20 protein-coding genes are annotated in these 19,841 nt (G+C 64.6%); 15 read left to right on the forward strand and 5 right to left on the reverse strand.

The window, feature by feature from the left end; translation table 11 throughout:
- Positions 1-72 precede the first annotated feature (72 nt).
- From tpiA to SR870_RS05770, 5 genes are all read left to right on the forward strand, one after another.
- Entirely contained in the window at positions 73-846 is a 774-nt protein-coding gene (gene tpiA, locus SR870_RS05750; RefSeq protein WP_322518205.1) for a triose-phosphate isomerase, read from the forward strand.
- A gap of 176 nt (positions 847-1,022) precedes the next feature.
- Positions 1,023-1,415 carry a preprotein translocase subunit SecG gene (gene secG / locus SR870_RS05755; RefSeq protein WP_322517066.1) on the forward strand — a complete coding sequence of 131 codons (393 nt, stop codon included), beginning with the start codon at positions 1,023-1,025 and terminating at the stop codon, positions 1,413-1,415.
- 166 nt (positions 1,416-1,581) lie between these two features.
- On the forward strand, positions 1,582-3,213 hold the full coding sequence (locus tag SR870_RS05760) for a CTP synthase (RefSeq protein ID WP_322517067.1): 1,632 nt from the start codon (positions 1,582-1,584) through the stop codon (positions 3,211-3,213).
- 78 nt (positions 3,214-3,291) lie between these two features.
- Positions 3,292-3,810 (forward strand): Panacea domain-containing protein, encoded by a 519-nt coding sequence (locus SR870_RS05765; protein WP_322517068.1) that lies wholly within the window; start codon positions 3,292-3,294, stop codon positions 3,808-3,810.
- A 32-nt stretch (positions 3,811-3,842) separates the two neighbouring features.
- Positions 3,843-4,583 carry a hypothetical protein gene (locus tag SR870_RS05770; RefSeq protein WP_322517069.1) on the forward strand — a complete coding sequence of 247 codons (741 nt, stop codon included), beginning with the start codon at positions 3,843-3,845 and terminating at the stop codon, positions 4,581-4,583.
- A gap of 91 nt (positions 4,584-4,674) precedes the next feature.
- Here SR870_RS05770 and SR870_RS05775 read toward each other — a convergent pair whose 3' ends face one another.
- A complete protein-coding gene (locus SR870_RS05775) occupies positions 4,675-5,001 on the reverse strand; it encodes a PAAR domain-containing protein (RefSeq protein WP_322517070.1) in 327 nt (108 codons plus the stop codon).
- Positions 5,002-5,083: 82 nt separating this feature from the next.
- Here SR870_RS05775 and SR870_RS05780 point away from each other — a divergent pair, with 82 nt between their 5' ends.
- The 5 genes from SR870_RS05780 to SR870_RS05800 all read left to right on the forward strand — a co-directional run bounded on the left by SR870_RS05780 (position 5,084) and on the right by SR870_RS05800 (position 9,406).
- On the forward strand, positions 5,084-5,419 hold the full coding sequence (locus SR870_RS05780) for a hypothetical protein (protein WP_322517071.1): 336 nt from the start codon (positions 5,084-5,086) through the stop codon (positions 5,417-5,419).
- Positions 5,416-5,742: an NIPSNAP family protein gene (locus SR870_RS05785; RefSeq protein WP_322517072.1), complete on the forward strand. Its 327-nt coding sequence runs from the start codon at positions 5,416-5,418 to the stop codon at positions 5,740-5,742. The genes SR870_RS05780 and SR870_RS05785 overlap by 4 nt, the downstream gene beginning before the upstream one ends.
- A gap of 31 nt (positions 5,743-5,773) precedes the next feature.
- On the forward strand, positions 5,774-6,643 hold the full coding sequence (locus SR870_RS05790) for a VOC family protein (protein ID WP_322517073.1): 870 nt from the start codon (positions 5,774-5,776) through the stop codon (positions 6,641-6,643).
- On the forward strand, positions 6,640-7,503 hold the full coding sequence (kdsA, locus tag SR870_RS05795) for a 3-deoxy-8-phosphooctulonate synthase (protein WP_322517074.1): 864 nt from the start codon (positions 6,640-6,642) through the stop codon (positions 7,501-7,503). Before SR870_RS05790 ends, kdsA begins: the two co-directional genes overlap by 4 nt.
- 382 nt (positions 7,504-7,885) lie before the next feature.
- The gene (locus SR870_RS05800; RefSeq protein WP_322518206.1) at positions 7,886-9,406 is read left to right on the forward strand and encodes a L,D-transpeptidase; all 1,521 of its coding nucleotides are present in this window, start codon (positions 7,886-7,888) and stop codon (positions 9,404-9,406) included.
- Positions 9,407-9,485: 79 nt separating this feature from the next.
- Here SR870_RS05800 and mdoH read toward each other — a convergent pair whose 3' ends face one another.
- The 3 genes from mdoH to queF all read right to left on the reverse strand — a co-directional run bounded on the left by mdoH (position 9,486) and on the right by queF (position 13,741).
- Entirely contained in the window at positions 9,486-11,654 is a 2,169-nt protein-coding gene (gene mdoH, locus SR870_RS05805) for a glucans biosynthesis glucosyltransferase MdoH (RefSeq protein WP_322517075.1), read from the reverse strand.
- Positions 11,642-13,153 carry a glucan biosynthesis protein G gene (locus SR870_RS05810; RefSeq protein ID WP_322517076.1) on the reverse strand — a complete coding sequence of 504 codons (1,512 nt, stop codon included), beginning with the start codon at positions 13,151-13,153 and terminating at the stop codon, positions 11,642-11,644. The genes mdoH and SR870_RS05810 overlap by 13 nt, the downstream gene beginning before the upstream one ends.
- Before the next feature lie 111 nt (positions 13,154-13,264).
- Entirely contained in the window at positions 13,265-13,741 is a 477-nt protein-coding gene (queF, locus tag SR870_RS05815) for a preQ(1) synthase (protein ID WP_322517077.1), read from the reverse strand.
- Positions 13,742-13,871: 130 nt separating this feature from the next.
- Here queF and eno point away from each other — a divergent pair, with 130 nt between their 5' ends.
- The 3 genes from eno to SR870_RS05830 all read left to right on the forward strand — a co-directional run bounded on the left by eno (position 13,872) and on the right by SR870_RS05830 (position 17,287).
- A complete protein-coding gene (gene eno / locus SR870_RS05820) occupies positions 13,872-15,155 on the forward strand; it encodes a phosphopyruvate hydratase (RefSeq protein ID WP_322517078.1) in 1,284 nt (427 codons plus the stop codon).
- A 112-nt stretch (positions 15,156-15,267) separates the two neighbouring features.
- Entirely contained in the window at positions 15,268-16,401 is a 1,134-nt protein-coding gene (locus tag SR870_RS05825) for a zinc-binding dehydrogenase (RefSeq protein WP_322517079.1), read from the forward strand.
- An 82-nt stretch (positions 16,402-16,483) separates the two neighbouring features.
- A complete protein-coding gene (locus tag SR870_RS05830; RefSeq protein ID WP_322517080.1) occupies positions 16,484-17,287 on the forward strand; it encodes a hypothetical protein in 804 nt (267 codons plus the stop codon).
- A gap of 7 nt (positions 17,288-17,294) precedes the next feature.
- On the opposite strand, the gene SR870_RS05835 is transcribed toward SR870_RS05830, so the two are convergent.
- Positions 17,295-17,906 carry a LysE family translocator gene (locus tag SR870_RS05835; RefSeq protein ID WP_322518207.1) on the reverse strand — a complete coding sequence of 204 codons (612 nt, stop codon included), beginning with the start codon at positions 17,904-17,906 and terminating at the stop codon, positions 17,295-17,297.
- 103 nt (positions 17,907-18,009) lie between these two features.
- On the opposite strand from SR870_RS05835, the gene SR870_RS05840 reads away from it, so the two are divergent.
- On the forward strand, positions 18,010-19,155 hold the full coding sequence (locus SR870_RS05840) for a CoA transferase (RefSeq protein ID WP_322518208.1): 1,146 nt from the start codon (positions 18,010-18,012) through the stop codon (positions 19,153-19,155).
- A gap of 119 nt (positions 19,156-19,274) precedes the next feature.
- Positions 19,275-19,832, forward strand: coding sequence for an NAD(P)H-dependent oxidoreductase (locus SR870_RS05845; protein WP_322517081.1), 558 nt, complete (start codon positions 19,275-19,277; stop codon positions 19,830-19,832).
- Positions 19,833-19,841 lie beyond the last annotated feature (9 nt).

Consider the following 19,841-nt stretch of genomic DNA (forward strand, 5'->3'; position numbering starts at 1 on the left):
GATCACGCGCTCTTGAGCATCGCAAACGGCTCTGCTAGCGGGATTGAGCAACCCAGAAACCCGAGAGTGTCCATGCCGGTCCCCGCCGTTCGTCCGCTGATTGCCGGAAACTGGAAAATGAACGGCCTCAAGGCCGCGTCGTCGGAGCTCGACGCGATCCTGGAAGGCGCGCCGCAACTTTCGTCGGGGATCGATCTGCTGGTCTGCCCCCCCGCGACCCTGGTTGCGGCGTTCGCCGAGCGGCTCGCGGCCCATCCCGGCGGCGCGCTGCCGGTCACGATCGGTGCACAGGATTGCCACACCAATGTCGCAGGCGCGCATACCGGCGATATCTCGGCCGAAATGCTGGCGGATGCCGGCGCCCGCGCCATCATCGTCGGCCATTCCGAGCGCCGCGCCGACCACGCCGAGACCGACGCGATCGTCCGCGCCAAGGCGCAAGCAGTGTGGCGGGCAGGGCTGGTCGCCATCGTCTGCGTCGGGGAAACCCAGGGCGAGCGCAACGCCGGCCATACCCTCGACGTGGTCGCAGGCCAGCTTGCCGGCTCGCTGCCGGACGGAGCTACCGCCGCCAATCTGGTGGTGGCGTATGAGCCGGTCTGGGCAATCGGCACCGGAATGACCCCGACAGCAGCGGATGTCGAGGAAGTTCATGGATTTATCCGCCAGACCCTGATCCAGCGCTTCAACGCAGAGGGGGAGCTGATGCGGTTGCTCTACGGCGGCTCGGTGAAGCCCTCGAATGCCAGCGAGCTGATGGCGGTTCCGCATGTCAATGGCGCCCTGGTCGGTGGCGCCAGCCTGAAGGCGTCCGACTTCCTTGCGATCGCCGCCGGTTGTCCCTAACTGAGTGTCATAAAGCGCTTATCCGTCCCGGTGCGGAGGCCTTCCGGGGGGTGACAATGCCCCCATCGATCGTGTAGACACCGCGCGACTTCGTTTATCCCGCAAGCCTGTCGAGCAGCCGCGCGCTGGCGCCATGTCGGCCTTTCGGCGATCCGGGCTTGTGATGGAAGGGTATCATGCAGACTGTCATTATCGTCATCCACCTGATGTTGGTCCTGGGGCTGATCGGCACTGTGCTGTTGCAGAAGTCCGAGGGCGGTGGCCTGGGCGTCGGCGGTGGCGGTGGCGGTGGCTTTATGTCGAGCCGAGGCACCGCGAACCTGCTCACCCGGACCACGGCGATTCTCGCGGTCGGCTTCTTCATCACCAGCCTGCTGCTGTCGTGGCTCGCGACTTACAACCGTAAGCCGACGTCGATCCTCCCGACGGCGGCTCCGACCACCCAGCAGGCACCGGGCGTCCCGGCGCCTCCGGTCTCGCAGGGCGGCGGTCTGCTCGATTCGCTGAAGCAGGCCGACCAGCCGCAGAATCAGGCGCCGGCCGCCCCGGCCCCGCCGCAGTCGCAATAAGCATTGCCGGCATGCGCTGGCGGTAGCTGCCGAAGAGTCTGAGCTGCCGTCAGTAATCGTTTGAAGACGCTGATATTTCGGCGTCACCCACAGGCATTCTGAAGTTCGCCCGTTGGGGACGAATCGCTTTGGCGAATCGGACCGAGGGCCTTAAAGGTAGGCTCCCATGGCGCGGTATATCTTCATCACCGGCGGCGTGGTTTCCTCGCTCGGCAAAGGTCTGGCATCAGCGGCACTCGGTGCGCTGCTGCAGGCGCGAGGCTACAAGGTCCGTCTTCGCAAGCTCGATCCCTACCTCAATCTCGATCCGGGGACGATGTCGCCGTATCAGCACGGCGAAGTGTTCGTGACCGACGACGGCGCAGAGACCGATCTCGATCTCGGCCATTACGAGCGCTTCACCGGGCGGCCCGCCACCCGGCAGGACAACATCACCACCGGCCGGATCTATCAGGACATCCTGACCAAGGAACGCCGCGGCGACTATCTCGGCGCCACCATCCAGGTGGTCCCGCACGTCACCAACGCGATCAAGGACTTCATCGTCGATTCCAACGACGACTACGATTTCGTGCTGGTCGAGATCGGCGGCACCGTCGGCGATATCGAGGGCCTGCCGTTCTTCGAGGCGATCCGTCAGATCAAGAACGACCTGCCGCGCGGCGACGTCATCTACATTCACCTGACGCTGCTGCCCTACATCCCGAGCGCCGGCGAGCTGAAGACCAAACCGACCCAGCATTCGGTCAAGGAATTGCGCTCGATCGGCATCCAGCCCGACATCCTGCTGTGCCGCACCGACCGGCCGATCCCCAAGGAAGAACGCCGCAAGCTCGGGCTGTTCTGCAACGTCCGCGAGAGCGCGGTGATCGAGGCGCGCGACGCCGACAGCATCTATGCGGTGCCGGAAGCGTATCACGCCGCCGGCCTCGACGACGAAGTGCTGGCGGCATTTGCGATTGCGGCCGAGCAGCCGCCGGCGCTGGAGCGCTGGCACCAGATCAACGAGCGCATCCGCAATCCCGAAGGCGCGGTGACGATCGCCATCGTCGGCAAATACACCGGGATGAAGGATGCCTACAAATCGCTGATCGAGGCGCTGTCGCACGGCGGCATCGCCAACAAGGTCGAGGTCAAGCTCGACTGGATCGAGAGCGAAGTGTTCGAGAACGAGGACCCGGCGCCGTTCCTCGAACACGTCAACGGCATCCTGGTGCCCGGCGGCTTCGGCCAGCGCGGCGCCGAGGGCAAGATCAAGGCGGCGCAGTTCGCCCGCGAGCGCGACGTGCCGTATTTCGGGATCTGCTTCGGCATGCAGATGGCGGTGATCGAGGCGGCGCGCAATCTCGCCGGCATCGAGCAGGCCAATTCGACCGAGTTCGGGCCGACCTCGGAGCCGCTGGTCGGCCTGATGACCGAATGGGTCCGCGGCAACGAGCTGGAGCGGCGCTCGAACGCCGGCGATCTCGGCGGCACGATGCGTCTCGGCGCCTATCCCGCTGCGCTGAAACGCGGCAGCCGGGTGTCGAAGGTCTATGGCGACGTGCTGGAAATCTCGGAGCGCCATCGCCATCGCTATGAGGTCAACACCGCCTACAAGGACCGGCTCGAACAGCACGGCCTGCGCTTCTCCGGCATGTCGCCGGACGGCGTGCTGCCGGAGATCGTCGAATACGAGGATCATCCGTGGTTCATCGGGGTGCAGTTCCATCCCGAACTGAAATCCCGCCCGTTCGAACCGCACCCCTTGTTCTCGTCGTTCATCGAAGCGGCGCTGGTGCGCAGCCGGCTGGTGTAGTTGCGCGGGTTGCTATCCCTACAGAACTGTCTTTAAAAGCCCTAGTGCAACCAAGATTGTTCATGATATGTTCTCGTCATGACTACGTTTTCCACAGCTCCGTATGATGCCAGGGAGATAGCTAACTATCTCCTGGATTATGCTGACCGAAAGCGGCTCGATCTTACGCAAATCAGTCTGTTGAAGTTGATCTACTTCTGCCATGGCTGGTATTTAGTCTACAAAGAAAGACCACTAATTAAGAACGAGTTCGAAGCTTGGGAGAATGGCCCAGTAGTTCGTGTAGTTCGTGATGCCTTCAAGCATCACGGCAAGTTCAAAATTGATACGCGCGCCAGCAAATTCGACCTTCTTACTGGAGAAGTACTGGCGGTGAGGCCCAATCTTCTCCCGGATGATGGGAAATTCGTCGAAGAGATCTTCGATCTCTATCAGGGCTTTGGGCCTTGGGATTTGCGGGATTTAACTCACGACGAGGGTTCTCCATGGGCCAAACTGTGGAATTCTGAAGAGGTTATTGCTCGATTTGGAATGAGAATTAGGGACGAGGAAATTCGTGCGCATTTTTCGTTGAAGGGAATTCGCAATTCAGTGTAAAAGATCAAATCGAGAACAACCGAGGTGGCCCAATGGCGGGTCTATTCTTAGTAAACGTGCTGGATGTAGGGCGTTTCTTGGGACCTGAGCCGAGTAAGATCGATGTTCAGGACGTGTTCGAGAGGATCGAGGAGCTGTACTTACGTCCGCGGGGAGGGGGCTTCAATCATGACCCCTCAATCCGAGCTGCCTATGATATCTTCCGCGGGGCCAGCTCACTCCAGGAAGCTGTGTGCTTCTGCGAAGGAACCGGAAATCCCAAAGGGCGAATACAGAACTCCGCAATTATCAAGGCGGTCGGACCTCATGCTGTTGCCAACAAGTCCGTTTGCCATCGAGTCGGCTATGTAGCCGTACGCATCGCGAGGTATCGCGGAAGCAATATTCACATTGGTATCAAAGCTCCCTTTGTGAGAGTTCAGAACCGGCAGTCCGCTTATTTAGTCATCCCGGGCTTTCGTAAGGATACGCGACCTCTCGGTTGGCAGCTTGATTTCGTCTGCTCAGTCGCAGCTAATCAACTTGCTCGCGACGACTTTGAAGGGGCCGACGTGGAGTATCTTTATGCTGGTCCGGGCGATAACGCCACTCAAAGAGAGTTCTGCGCCTACTACGGGCGGGATCTATCTTTGTTCGACGCTGATCAAATTGATGAGTATCTGCAGGTATATGTTGAAGCTGTAGTAAGACATTTGGAGCGTGGCGAAGGAGTGAGTCCTGCAAAATACTCAGGCTATAGGATTGTGGACCGAGCGCAAGGCACGCTTTTTTAGCTTAAGCGCGCTAGCTTGTTTCGAACCGCATCCGCTGTTCTCGTCCTTCATCGAAGCGGCGCTGGTGCGCAGCCGGCTGGTGTAGTTTCCATCACTTCGGGCAGCCCGCCGTGGAATCGCCCGTGCGCGCCATCGGCTTGCCGTTGATGAAGACGTTGCCGCCGCCGCCGCCGCCGCCGACCACCACGCCGCCGCAATTGGTTCGACCGCCGACGATCGCGGCGGGCTTGCCGTTGATGAAAACGTTGGTCGAACCTTCGACGATCGCACCGCTGGACGTAGCGTCGCCTGCGCGTGCCGCCGGCTTGCCGTTGACGATCACATCGTTGCTGCCGCCGCTGACGACGCCCGACGTCTGCGCCAGCGCCGGGCCGGTCAGCACCAGCATGAATGCGATCTGCAACAGCGTTCGACTCATCGATCCTGCTCCGGTGACGTAGCGCGCGGCGAGAGCGTGTGGGCCCCTGCCATCCGCTCTACGATAGCACGGGAATGTCGGCGTGACTGCGGTTGCGGGGTCAGGCGGCAAGTCCTCTTCGCGCCGGCCCGACAATCCGCGCGCCGTAACCGTTGCCGCAGAACACGTCTCATCCGGTGGCGTCGCGTGGCGGTTGCAGATGACCTCGCAGCCAACACGCGGCGAACTCGAAGCGGGCACTGTGGTCGCGCCGGATCATGTCGATCTGCGCGCTGGTCTGGCGCTCGCCGCTGTCGAGCTTAAAGTCATCCGCGGCGATGAATTGATCAATGACAACTGGGCAGGGATCTCGGCGAGCCCCAAGACAGCGCGCCGAACGGTAGCTATAAGGCCTCTGCAACGATCGGAGGGAACATGATCTACGAATCCCGGGTATACCGCTGCGTGCCCGGCCGGCTGCCGGCGCTGCTCAAGCGGTTCGAGACGATCACGCTGAAGATGTTCGAAAAGCACGGCATCCGTCAGGCCGGATTTTTCACGACGCTGGTCGGCGCGTCGAACCAGGAACTGACTTATTTTCTCGCTTGGGAGAGTCTCGCCGAGCGCGAGCGGAAATGGACCGCGTTCGCGTCCGACCCGGATTGGCTGGCCGCCAAGGCGGAGACCGAGGCCGACGGCCAGATCGTCGACACCATCACCAACCAGCTTTTGCTGCCGACCTCTTTCTCGGCAGTCGAGTAATCATGCCCGCGATGATGAAAGCCTTGTCCTGATGCCCGGCGGCCTCGACCATATCGTTCATGCGGTGCGCGACCTCGACGCCGCAGCGGAGGCGTATCAGCGCCTCGGCTTCAGCGTCGGCGCGCGCAACCGCCATCCCTTCGGCACGCACAATCGCATCGCGCAGTTCGACGGATTCTTCGTCGAGATCCTCACCGTCGCCGAACCCGACAAGATCGAGCCGCACCGCGCGGATGCGTTTTCCTTCGGCGCCTTCCAGCGCGATTATCTCGCGCGGCGCGAGGGCTTCTCGATGCTGCTGCTCGCCAGCCGCGATGCCGAAGCAGACGCGCGTGGTTATGCGGCAGCCGGAATCGGCGCGGGCGAGATCTTCAGTTTCGGCCGGGAAGGGCAGAGGCCCGACGGCGGCATCGTCAAGCTCGGCTTCTCGCTGGCGTTCGCGCGCGATCCGCTGTCGCCCGACGCCGGCTTTGCGGTGTGTCAGCATCATCATCCCGAGAATTTCTGGAATCCGTTGTTTCAGGTCCACGCCAATGGCGCGCGCGCGGCGAAGGCGGTGGTGATGACTGCCGACAACCCGACCGATCACCATATCTTTCTCGGCGACTTCACCGGCTTGCGCGATCTGCACGCGTCGTCGATCGGCGTGACCGCGCAGACCGAATGCGGCGACATCGACATCGTCGAGCCGGTGTCGTTCCGCGATCAATATGGCGTCGGCGTTACGGCTGACGCAGGCGGCGCACGGTTCGCCGGATTGCGGATTGCCGTGGACGAACTGGCCGTGGTTGAACGCCTGCTGCAGCAGAACGGGATCGGCGCGACGCGCCACATCGACAGGCTGGTCGTGCCGGATCTGTGCGGCGCGACGCTGATCTTCGAAAAAGGAATGGTCCGTTGAACAAGAGCATTGCGCCCGCGCCCATCGTCGCCGCGGGGAACGTCAAATTCGGCAACGCGCTGCCACTGTCGGTAATCGCCGGGCCGTGCCAGCTCGAGAGCCGCGCGCATGCGCTCGAGGTCGCCTCGGCGCTGAAGGAGATCGGCAAGCGTCTTGGCATCGGCATCGTCTACAAGACGTCGTTCGACAAGGCCAACCGAACCAGCGCGGCGAGCGCACGCGGCATCGGCCTCGAAGGCGCGCTGCCGATCTTCGCCGAGATTCGCGACAGCATCGGGCTTCCCGTGCTCACCGACGTGCACGAGGCCGGGCAATGCGCCCGCGCCGCGGAGGCGGTGGACATCCTGCAGATCCCGGCCTTCCTGTGCCGGCAGACCGATCTGCTGCTGGCAGCGGCCGCGACCGGCCGGGTCGTCAACGTCAAGAAGGGCCAGTTCCTGGCGCCGTGGGACATGGGCAACGTCGTCGCCAAGATCACCAGCGCCGGCAATCCGAAGGTGCTGGTGACCGAGCGCGGGGTGTCGTTCGGCTACAACACGCTTGTCTCCGACATGCGCGCGCTGCCGATCATGGCGAGGACCACCGGCGCGCCGGTGATCTTCGACGCGACGCATTCGGTGCAGCAGCCGGGCGGCAAGGGCACCTCCTCGGGCGGCGAACGCGAATTCGTGCCGGTGCTGGCGCGCGCCGCGGTCGCGGTCGGCGTCGCTGGCGTGTTCATCGAAACCCATCCCGATCCGGATCACGCGCCATCCGACGGCCCCAATATGGTGCCGCTGCGCGACTTCGAGAGCTTGCTGCGCACGCTGATGGAGTTCGACGCGCTCGCCAAGCGGCGCCCCGGGGCCGGAACGATCTGATGCCGCATGGCGACAGCACGGTCGTTCGGCCGCGCCTGCCGCCTACGTTGAACATCATCGCGCCGTCGGGCTTTGCAGCCAGCCTGTCGACGCGGGCGCTCGATGCTGGCGCTGGGGGCGATCCTGGACGTGGTGTTGCGACCGCGGCAGCCGGCGGATGCGGTGGCGAGCGACCGGCCGGAACCTGCGTGAGGCATCCTGCCGGCTGTCGGGAAAGCGAGAATCGCCGTTAGAATGGTTCAGGCTTTCTGACGAAATCGGTCGCCGCATTGAAAAAAATGGGTCTCGTCATGTCGAGAACCAGTTTCCCGGCGATAGCGCTGCGATCATCATTTCAAGCGGAGACCGCGTGGTGGATGGATTGAAGACCGGGCGACAGGCCATGAGGTTGCGCCATCTTATCATCGGGGCTTCGGGCGCGGTGGCTGCGATCGTCGCCCCGGCGTTCCTGACAGACGGCGCGGCGGCAAAACAACGCGCGAAACCGGCACCGGTCGAAGCGGTGGCGCCCCGGCCGGCCGGCGAACCGATCATGGCGATCATCTCGATCAAGTCGCAGCAGGTCACGCTGTACGACGCCGACGGCTGGATCCTGCGCGCGCCGGTTTCGACCGGCACCACCGGGCGGGAGACGCCGGCGGGCGTGTTCGCGATCCTCGAGAAGAACCGGGACCACCGCTCCAGCATGTACGACGATGCGTGGATGCCGCACATGCAGCGCATCACCTGGAACGGCATTGCGCTGCACGGCGGCCCGCTGCCGGGCTACGCCGCGTCGCACGGTTGCGTGCGGATGCCCTACAATTTCGCGGAGAAGGTCTTCGACAGGACGCGGATCGGGATGCGGGTGATCGTTTCTCCGATGGACGCGGCTCCGATGGATATTTCGCATCCGGCGCTGCTGATGCCGAACGCGGCGGCCGTCGCGTCCACGCCGGCGCGCGCCGAGTCGCTGGCCCGCGAGGCCGAGGAGGCGACGCGCATCGCCGCCGAGGCGAAGAAGGCCGCAGCAACCGCGGCGAAGCAGGCGGCGCCGCTGACGGCTTCGCTGCGCAAGCTGGAGAAGCTCAAGGTCCGCACCGATGCCTCGCTGCGAGCCGCCGACAAGGCGCTGGCCGCGGCGAAAACCGACGAGGCCAAAGCGCGCTCGGAGGAGCGGCAGCAGAAGGCGTCGCAGACTGCGGCCGAGGCTACGGCACAGCTCGACGCTGCCAAGGCCGATGCTGAGTCGAAGCGAACCGCCGCAGCGGCCGCGAAGGATGCGGCCAAGGCAGCGGATCTCAACAAGACCGAGGCGGCTCGGCTGGCGAGCGATGCCAAGCTCGCGCAGGAGCCGGTTTCGATCTACATCAGCCGAGCGACGCAGAAGCTCTACGCCCGCCGTAACACCCACAAGCCCGCGCCGGACGGCGGCGGCGAGGTATTCGATGCGACCATCGAGGTTCCGGTCACCATCCGGGATTCCGACAGGCCGATCGGCACGCATATCTTCACCGCGATGGCGAACAGCGACACCGGGCTGCGCTGGAGCGCCGTGACGATCGATGAGGGCGACAGCGCCAAGGCCGCGCTCGATCGCATCACCATTCCGCAGGAGGTGCTCGACCGTGTCGGGCCGACGGCGTTGCCGCGCAGCTCGATCGTCATCTCGGATGAACCGCTGAGCGCCGAGACCAACTACCGCACCGAGTTCGTCGCGGTCCTGAAGGACCATCCACAGGGCGGCTTCATCACCCGCAAGCCGACCCCCGCTGTCGTGGTGGCCGATGGCGACGATGGATGGGACGACGGCGGTTTCGGCTTCTTCTTCCAGCGCGGTCCCGAGCCGCAGCCGAGAAACTATCGTCAGCAGCGGGGCGGCCGCGCCTACCCACCGCAACCGATGCCGGGTTGGAGCTGGTAGCAGCGCGAAACCTGGAGCGGCGCATAGATTGATCTGCGGCGGAGCAGACCCTGCCTTCGTGCGCCTGTCAGCTTCTCCTTCAGCGCGAAGCGTTCGCGCTTGCAGTGGTGGCGGGCATGGCTACGACGCGAAGGAGCAAGTCGCGGTCGCCCATCACAGCGCGTTTCTCGCGCTGGTTCAGCCACGCCACGACCTCCTCGAAACAATGCGCATCGTCGATCATCGCGCGGGCGAGCGCCACGGTCGGATCGACACGGCCACGCCCGCGGGGCGGGTGTCGCGATAGGCCGGCCATGTGAATGTCGAGCAGCCGGCTGTCATCGCGGAGGGCGACGAGTGGATCCTCGGCGATGCTCGATGCCGGCAGCGTTGCGGCGATGTCGCGGACGCGGGCGAGGATCGGCGGCGGATCGAGGTCTTCCGGGGTCGGGAGAAGAGCGGGCCGCGCCGGCGTGGAGCGATTGGTGAGCAGAGCCACCGGGATCGCGAGGACGAGGCCGAGGACCACCGGGGTCATCCACCAGAACAGCGGCCACGATACCAGTAGTGCGCTGGTCGCCATGGCGATGCCGATCAGCGTCGGCAACGCGTAGCGGCGGGCGACGTCGCGGAACGGGATCGAGCCGTCGCCGCGATGCTGAAGCTGCCAGCCGGAATCCTGGCCCATCACGATCTGGCCGACCGCGGTGGATTGGAAGATCATCATCACCGGCGCGGTCAGGCCCGACATCAGCGTTTCCAATATCAGGCCCGCGAACGCGCGGAAGCCGCCGCCGAAGCCCAGCCGCGTGTCGCGCCGGATCAGCACCAGGATCAGCGCCAGCAGCTTCGGCACGATCAGCAGGCCCATCGTGGCGGCAAACACCCAGGCCGCGCGGATCGGGTCCTGCGCCGGCCATACTGGAAACAACGAGAAGTCCTTCGGGAAGTATTCCGGTCGCACATACTGCGCCTGCAGCGAAATCAGGATGCCGGCGACCAGAAAGGTCAGCCATATCGGAGCGGTGATGTAGGCGCCGATCCCGGTGAGGAAGTGCAGGCGCGACACCCAATGCAGACCACGGGCCGGCAGGATCGCGGCGTGCTGAAGATTGCCCTGGCACCAGCGCCGGTCGCGCGCGGCGAAATCCAGCATCGTCGGCGGCACCTCTTCGTAACTGCCGCGCAGCGTCGGCGCCATGTGGAGGCGCCAACCGGCGCGACGCAACAATGCCGCTTCGACGAAGTCGTGGCTGAGAATGCTGCCGCCGAACGGCTTGCGCCCGGGCAGGTTCGGCAGGCCGGTGCAGGCGGCGAACGCCTCGACTCGGATGATCGCGTTGTGACCCCAGTAGTTGCTTTCCGAGCGGTGCCACCAGGCCACGCCGGCCGCGATCACCGGTCCGTACATCCTGCCCGCGAACTGCTGCAGGCGTGCGAACAGGGTTCGCGCATTGACCACGACCGGCAGCGTCTGGATCAGGCCGACGTCGGGATGCCGTTCCATCGCTGCCGCCAGCCGCACCAGCGCGTCGCCGGTCATGACGCTGTCGGCGTCGAGAATGATCATGAAATCGTAGTCCGCGCCGAAGCGCTTGACCCAGTCCTCGATATTGCCGGCCTTGCGCGCGCGATTGTCGGCGCGGTGGCGGTAGAACAGCCGGTCGCCGGTGGCGGCGAGCGCAAGGAAGCACTTTTCTTCCTGGGCCCAGACCGCGGGATCGGTGGTGTCGCTGAGAATGAACCAGTCGAACTGCGCGCCGCTGCCGGTCGCCTCGGCGGACTCGCGCGTCGCCTGCAGGCGCGCCAGCACCGTCTGCGGATCTTCGTTGTAGGTCGGCAGCAGCATGGCGACGCGGGACGTGACCACGGGCAGCGGGCCGTCGGTGACGAGATCGAGATCATCGCGCCAGCCCCGCAGCAGCGTCGCAAACCCCGCGAGCGACGAAATGAACGACAGCGCCACCCATGCGAACAGGGCGGCGAACAGAACCAGTACCAAGCCTTCGAGGACGGTCACGCCGCCGACCTGGAGAACCTGGTACATTTCATGAATGCCGAGATAACTCAGCGCGGCGGTGCCCAGCATGATCAGCAACCGGCGCCACGCACCGGATTTCGACGCTGCCGACCGATCGATCATACGGGGCGGCGCCTCCGCGAAAGACTGCTCCGGCATCGCCAACGGCGCTTCGGCGGGCAGGGGCGCGGGCGAGCGCCTCGTCGGATGGGCCAGTTCGTCCGATATCGGCCGGCTCACGGCGTCCATCGATAGACCCAAACCTCGGACAGCCATTGGTCGCCCGCCTTCAGAGCCGCACGCAGCTCGATCGGCGGCTGATTGCCGATCAGGTTGAAGCTCAGTCGCCAGCCCCCGGTCAGCGGATTGGGTTGCGTGACGACGTTGCGAATCTCGCCCTTGTCAGCCGACACCATGCCCTGGACCGATCCGGGATCCAGCCCTTTGAGCTGATCGCCGATGACATCGAGCACGAACAACCGGTCCGCATCGGCCCGCACGCTGATGCCTGTCCGCGAAATCCGCGCCAGCGAAGCCTGCTTCTGCGTGTCCGGTCCCCAGTGCAGACGGTACGTGTAGATGTGCTCGCCCTTGGCTCTCAATGGCCCCTTGGGCTCCCAGAACGCGGCGATATTGTCGTGGACTTCCTCCTTGGTCGGGATTTCGATCAACTTGACGACGCCTTCGCCCCAATCGCCGATCGGCTCGGCCCAAAGGCTCGGCCGTCGCTCGAAGCGCGATTCCAGATCCTGATAGGCCGAGAAATCGCGCTCCCGCTGCATCAGGCCGAATCCGCGAGGATTCTGGTCGGCAAACGCACTGATCTGCAGATCGCGGGGATTGCACAGCGGTCGCCACAGCTGCTCGCCGCGGCCGTTGAACATCGCGACGCCGTTGGAATCGTGCACCGCCGGACGGAAATCGGGTACATCGCTGGGATCGTTCGGGCCAAAGAAGAACATGCTCGTCATCGGCGCGAGCCCTGGATGCTGGAGGTCGACGCGCGGATAAAGCGCCGTCTCGACATCGAACACGGTGGTCGCGCCCGGACGGATGGTGAAGCGGTACGCGCCTGCGACGCTCTTGCTGTCGAGCAACGCGTGCACGACGATCGACGACGCATCCTGCGACGGCCGTTCGAGCCAGAATGTCTTGAACAGCGGAAATTCCTCGCCGCCGCTCTGTCCCGTGTCGACGGACAGGCCGCGCGCGGATAGTCCGTAGTGCTGGCCCTTTGCGACAGCCCGGAAATAGGTCGCGCCCAGGAACACGCAGACTTCGTCGTAATAGTCCGGCGAATTGAGCGGAGTGTGGATCCGGAAGCCGCCGAAGCCGAGGTCGAGATCCGACGATGGTGGAGCCGTGGCTCCAAACGAGAAATCATCGGCGCGATAAGGGACCGGCGTCGCCTGTCCGTTCGCAACCTCGAAGATCGTCACCCGGTTCTTGTACAAGAAGCCGCGATGAAAGAACTGGATCTGGAAGGGGAGCCGGTCTGCGCGCCACAATGCACGGTCCGGATTGAAGCGGATCGCCCGATAGGCGTCATAGTCCAGATCCGCCAATGGCGACGGCAGCTTGCTGTCGGGCGCCTGATAGGCCTTGCCCGCCAGTTCGCGCGCCAGCTGCCGCACCACCGAGGGTTCGAACGCCCGAGGCTTGTCCGCCGCCTGAGCAGCCGATGTGCTGGCCTGAGATTGCAACAACGGAATCGCCGCAAGGCCCGTCAGAACTTGCCGCCGATTCAATTTGACACTCCGTCTGGCCGAGGAAAGTTCCAATGCAACGTTCCTGGACCAACTGAGTTCCTTCGACTTTGAGCTTGATTGTTTTGACGCGGGGGCGGCAGTCGCGGCGGCTCAACCGCGTCCGCGATAGGGCGCCACGCCCTGGTCCGGCACCCACATCCCCTTCGGCAGCCTGCCGGTCTGCCAGAACACGTCGATCGGAATTCCGCCGCGCGGATACCAGTAGCCGCCGATGCGGAGCCATTTCGGCTTGATCTCGGCAGCGATCCGCTGGCCGATCGACACTGTGCAGTCCTCGTGGAAGCCGCCGTGATTGCGGAAGCTGGCGAGGTACAGCTTCAACGATTTGGATTCCACCAGCCAGGCGCCCGGCGCGTAGTCGATCATCAGATGGGCGAAGTCCGGCTGGCCGGTGACCGGGCACAGCGAGGTGAATTCCGGCGCAGTGAAGCGCACCAGATAATCGGTGCCGGCCTGCGGATTGGGGACGCGGTCGAGCTGGGCTTCGTCCGGCGTGGCCGGCCAGGCGACGGCGCGGCCGAGCTGCAGGCCGGCGGATTTCGGGGTCTTGCGGGGCGATCTGGACATGGCGGTCTCCGTTGCCGCCGTCTTAGCCTTTCGTCACCCGCCCGTCATCCGTGCGACGGCCTTTTCGGCCCGGAAGCCATGCTGTAGAAGCGGCGCAAACCTTGTCCCGTAAATCTTCAGTGAGGCATCCATGACCGCCATCGTCGACATCATCGGCCGCGAAATCCTCGACAGCCGTGGCAACCCGACCGTCGAGGTCGATGTCGTGCTGGAGGACGGCTCGGTCGGCCGCGCCGCGGTGCCGTCGGGGGCCTCCACCGGCGCCCACGAGGCGGTCGAGCTGCGCGACGGCGACAAGAGCCGCTATCTCGGCAAGGGCGTGCTGAAGGCGGTCGAGGCCGTCAATGGCGAGCTGTTCGACGCCCTCGGCGGCATGGACGCCGAGCAGCAGGTCCAGATCGACCAAACCATGATCGAGCTCGACGGCACCCCGAACAAGAGCCGGCTCGGCGCCAACGCCATTCTGGGCGTCTCGCTCGCCACCGCCAAGGCGGCCGCCTCGTCGTATGATCTGCCGCTGTATCGCTATGTCGGCGGCACCTCGGCGCGGACGTTGCCGGTGCCGATGATGAACATCATCAACGGCGGCGCGCATGCCGACAATCCGATCGACTTCCAGGAATTCATGATCATGCCGGTGGGCGCCGCGAGCTTCAGCGAAGCGCTGCGCTGCGGGTCGGAAATCTTCCATACGCTGAAGGGCGAGTTGAAGAAGGCCGGGCACAACACCAATGTCGGCGACGAGGGTGGCTTCGCGCCGAACCTGCCGTCGGCAGACGCCGCGCTGGACTTCGTGATGGCTGCGATCGGCAAGGCCGGCTACAAGGCCGGCGAGGACGTGATGATCGCGCTCGATCCGGCTTCGACCGAGTTCTTCAAGAACGGCAAATACGTCTATGAAGCGGAGGGCAGGAGCCTCGGCCCGCAGGAGCAGGCGCAGTATCTGGCCGATCTGGTGGCGCGCTATCCGATCGTGTCGATCGAGGACGGCATGGCCGAGGACGACATCGAAGGCTGGAAGGCGATTACCGGCCTGATCGGCGACAAATGCCAGCTCGTCGGCGACGACCTGTTCGTCACCAACGTCACGCGGCTGTATGACGGCATCAAGAACGGCTACGCCAATTCGATCCTGATCAAGGTCAACCAGATCGGCACGCTGACCGAGACGCTGGCCGCGGTCGAGATGGCGCACAAGGCCGGCTACACCGCGGTGATGTCGCATCGCTCAGGCGAAACCGAGGACTCGACCATCGCCGATCTCGCGGTCGCGACCAATTGTGGGCAGATCAAGACCGGTTCGCTGGCGCGTGCCGACCGCACGTCAAAGTACAACCAACTGCTGCGGATCGAGCAGGAGCTCGGCACCCAGGCGCATTTCGCCGGCAAGGCAGCGCTGAAGGCGTTGCGCTGACGGCGCGTCCGCTGCAGCGATAAGTGATCGCTGCCACGGCCACTTCGCCTTGAACCCTGCGCGCGGCTGCAGCACTGTGCGGCCGCGCTGACAACAAGCAGGGAGAAAACGCGTGACCGAGGCCACCACCGGACTGCAACTGCGTTCGCTGATCAAGGCGACCGGCGAACTCGAAGTGTCGCTGGTGCCGGTCGACATCCCGGAGCCCGGTGACGACGAGGTCGTCGTCCGTGTCGAGGCGACGCCGATCAATCCGTCCGATCTCGGCCTGCTGTTCGGTGCCGCCGACATGACGACCGCCAAGGCCTCGGGCACGCCCGATGCGCCGGTGATCACGGCCAAGGTGCCCGATAGCGCGATGAAGGCGATGGCCGGGCGGCTCGATCAGTCGATGCCGGTCGGCAACGAAGGCGCCGGCACCGTGGTCAAGGCCGGCAATTCGGCTGGCGCGCAGGCACTGCTCGGCAAGACCGTGGCGATGATCGGCGGCGCGATGTACGCGCAGTACCGCGTCATGAAAGCTGCCGACTGCCTGCAACTGGCCGACGGGACCACGGCCGCCGAAGGCGCGTCCTGCTTCGTCAATCCGTTGACCGCGCTCGGCATGGTCGAGACGATGCGGCGCGAAGGCCATAAGGCGCTGGTCCACACCGCGGCGGCGTCCAATCTCGGCCAGATGCTCAACCGGATCTGCCTGAAAGACGGTATCGATCTCGTCAACATCGTGCGCAGCGAGGCGCAGGCGAAACTGCTGCGCGACATCGGCGCGAAATATGTAGTCGATTCGACCTCGCCGGATTTCATGGCAGAATTGACGCAAGCGCTGGAGACGACCGGCGCGACCATCGCCTTCGATGCGATCGGCGGCGGCAGGCTCGCGGGCCAGATCCTGACCTGCATGGAAGCGGCGATCGGGAAGACGGCGAAAGAGTACAGCCGCTACGGCTCGAACGTGCTGAAGCAGGTCTATATCTACGGCGGCCTGGATACGCGGCCGACGGAGATCGCGCGCAATTTCGGGATGATCTGGGCGGTCGGCGGCTGGCTGCTGTTTCCGTTCCTGCAGAAGATCGGCGCCGACGACGCAGCCAGGCTGCGAGCCCGCGTCGCTGCCGAGATCAAGACCACATTCGCCAGCCACTACACGCAGGTGGTGTCGCTGAGGGAAGCGCTCTCGCTCAAGGCGATCATGGTCTACAACAAGCGCGCGACCGGCGAGAAATTCCTGATCGCGCCGAACAAATAATTGCCGCGATTGCGGCGAATTGTCCCACTTTGGGTGAGAGCGAATATCATTCGCGGACTTCGGCGGGCAGTGGGGAATCGACATGGATCAGGTGGTTGAGCGGCGGCCGTCCGAGGTGGAGGAGGCAACGACTGCCTTGATCAATCACGTCGTCGGGGCGATCGATGCTGCGGCGGTGGTTATGGAGCCGTTCTACCATCTCGAGTTCATGGGGATCTTTCCGGCCCTGGTGTACGCGGCGATGCTCCAGGCGCTGCCGCGCAGCAACGATTACCGGCCGATGCACGGCCGCAGCAAGGGCAATGATCTCGCCGACGGCACCCATACCCGGGTCAAGATCGACCTGTTTCCGGAATATATCCGGCATCTGCCGCCAGAGCAGCGCGGGGTCTGGCAGATGGTCGGCGATGCGCTGTGCTCGGAGCCGGTGAAGAACGCGTTCCGGCGGAAGCTCGCCCCGGCGCTGGCGAAGCGGTTCGGTCCAAAATTCAACGATGTCGGAATGTTTCCGATTCCGATCCTGACCCGCGATGTTCCGGGCTACAAGATCACGCCGCACACCGACACCCATTGGAAGGGCATCACCGTGCAGCTCTATCTGCCGCGCGACGAGGCCAACACCGACATCGGCACCATCTTCCATGACGTACTGCCCGACGGCTCGATGCCGAAGGCGCGGCAGATGAAGTTCGCGCCGAACTCCGGCTACGCTTTTGCCGTCGGTGACGACACCTGGCACTCTGCCGACCCGGTGCACGACCGGGTCGAGACCCGCGACAGCATCCTGCTGACTTACTTCGTGGATCAGGGGCTGCTCAAGGTGCTGCGCAACCGCGGCAAGCGGTTCGGCAATTTCCTGCTCAACGAGGTCCGCGCGCGAACGTAGAGTTGCGTCAGCGCTCCGCGACCGCCAGCTTGGCGCCGAGAGCGACGAAGGCGGCGGCGAAACTGCGGCGCATCCAGGTCAGCACGCGGGGGCGGGTGACGACATGGTCGCGCAGCCAGGCGGCGAACAGGCCGTAGATCGCGAACACCGCAAATGTCATCAGCATGAAGACGCCGCTGAGCTCGGCCATCCGCCCCAGAGGGTGCGCCTCGTCGGCCGAGACGAATTGCGGCAGGAAGGCGAGGAAGAAGATCGACAGCTTCGGGTTGAGGATGTTGATCAGCACGCCGGTAACGGTGACCTGCAGCGCCGAGCGCGCGCCGACCTCCTTCTCGATGCTGAGGGGACCGCGCTCGCGCAGGGTCGCCCACGCCATGTACAGCAGATAGGCGACGCCGAGATATTTGAAGGTCTGGAACGCGATCGCGCTGGTGTGGAGCAGGGCGGCGAGGCCGAGGATCGCGGCGGCGATGTGCGGGACGATGCCGAGCGTGCACCCGAACGCAGCGACGACGCTGGCCCGCGCGCCGCGCGAGAGCCCGGCGGCAAGCGTGTAGAGCACGCCGGTGCCGGGCGAGGCCACCACGATCAACGAGGTGATGAGGAATTCGGCGCTGATCGTCATGGCAGGGTCCCACTGTTGAGATGGACTTGCAATTTGCGTCCCGGCACGGAAACAGTGCCGCGCCAACCCCGGCATGTCTATCGAAACGGAGCAGCAGATGGGTGGACCGCTCGCCGGCCTGAAGGTGATCGAGATCGCGCAGGCGATCGCAGGGCCGATGGCCGGCATGATCCTCGGCGACATGGGCGCCGACGTGATCAAGATCGAGAAGCATGACGGCGGCGACGACGCCCGGCACTGGGGCCCGCCCTTCATCAACGGCGATTCGCTGCTGTTTCACACCTTCAACCGCAACAAGCGTTCGGTGACGCTCGACATCAAGAATCCGGACGATGTCGCGAGGCTGAAGGAATTGGTGAAGGATGCCGACATCCTGATCCAGAATCTGCGCTCGGGTGTGGTCGCGGATTGCGGCATCGGGCCGGACGTGATGTGTGCGATCAATCCGCGGCTGATCTATTGCTCGGTCTGGGCGTTCGGCAAGACCGGACCATTGAGCCGCGAGCCGGGCTTCGATCCGCTGCTGCAGGCCTATGGCGGGGTGATGTCGCTCACCGGATCGGAGGGTGATCCGCCGACGTTCTGTGCGCCCGCGATCAACGATCGGGCCACCGCGCAATGGTGCGTCATCGGCGCGCTCGCGGCACTGCAGCAGCGCCATGTCACCGGGAAAGGCGGAGTGGTCGACACCTCGCTGTTCGACAGCGCGGTTGCTTGGGTCGATATCCAGCTCAACAATTTCCTGCTCGACAGCGAGGCGCCGACGCGTCACGGCACAGCGAGCGCGACGCTGGCGCCGTACCAGGTGTTCGAGACCGCCGACCGGCCGATCGTCATTGCCGCCGGCAACGACCGGCTGTTCGCGAGATGTGCGGAAGTGCTCGGCCATCCGGAATGGATCACCGACGAACGCTTTGCCCGGGTTCAGGATCGCAGTGCGCATCGGGGTGAACTGATCGCGCTGATGCAGCCGGTGCTGACGACGCGCAGCGCCACCGAATGGCTGAGCGCGCTGAAACGCGCCGGCGTGCCGGTGAGCCCGGTCAACGATATTCCGGAGCTTGCCGCCACCGAACAGCTCGCCGCCGCGGACATGCTGCGGACAATGCCCGGAAGCGGACTCAAGGTCGCCGGCCTGCCGATCATGTTCGACGGCGAGCGTCCACACCCCGTGCAGAACACGCCGAAGCTCGGCGCGCACAACGACGAGGTTTTGGCCGGTCGCGCGAACGCTGCGGAGTAGATCAAAAATTCGTCAGCACGGCGCGCGCGCGGTGTCGTGTAATGTCCACGACACCGCCGGCGCGTTAGGGTCATGCCAACCTGACCGCTCCTTTCCCCGAACCTCCAGGATTTTCGCCTATGGCCGCTCCGTATCGCGTCGCTGTCATCATCGGCAGCCTGCGCAGCAATGGCTTTTCACTTCGCCTCGGGCAGGCGCTGGCCAAGCTCGCGCCCGCGACGCTGAAGCCTGAGATCGTCACGCTGCACGATCTGTCGTTCTACAATCAGGATCTGGAGGCCAGCGCACCGGCCGACTGGATCGCATTCCGCGACAAGATCAAGGCGTCGGACGCGGTACTGTTCGTCACGCCGGAGTACAACCGCTCGATCCCGGGCGTGCTCAAGAACGCAATCGACGTCGGCTCGCGGCCTTACGGCAAGAGCGCGTTCGATGGGAAGCCCGCCGGCGTCGTCTCCAATTCGCCGGGCGCCATCGGGGCGTTCGGGGCCAACCACCATCTGCGGCAGTGCCTGACGTTCCTGAATATGCCGGTGCTGCAGCAGCCGGAGGCCTATATCGGCGGCATCGGCGACGCCTTCAACGAGGCCGGCGATCTCGTCAAAGAACCGCTGCGCGACTTCCTGCAGACCTATATCGATGCGTTCGCCGCATGGGTGGCGCAGCAGCACAAATAAGCGGCAGGC

Origin of the sequence: Rhodopseudomonas palustris (assembly GCF_034479375.1) — a bacterium.
GTDB lineage: Bacteria > Pseudomonadota > Alphaproteobacteria > Rhizobiales > Xanthobacteraceae > Rhodopseudomonas > Rhodopseudomonas palustris_M.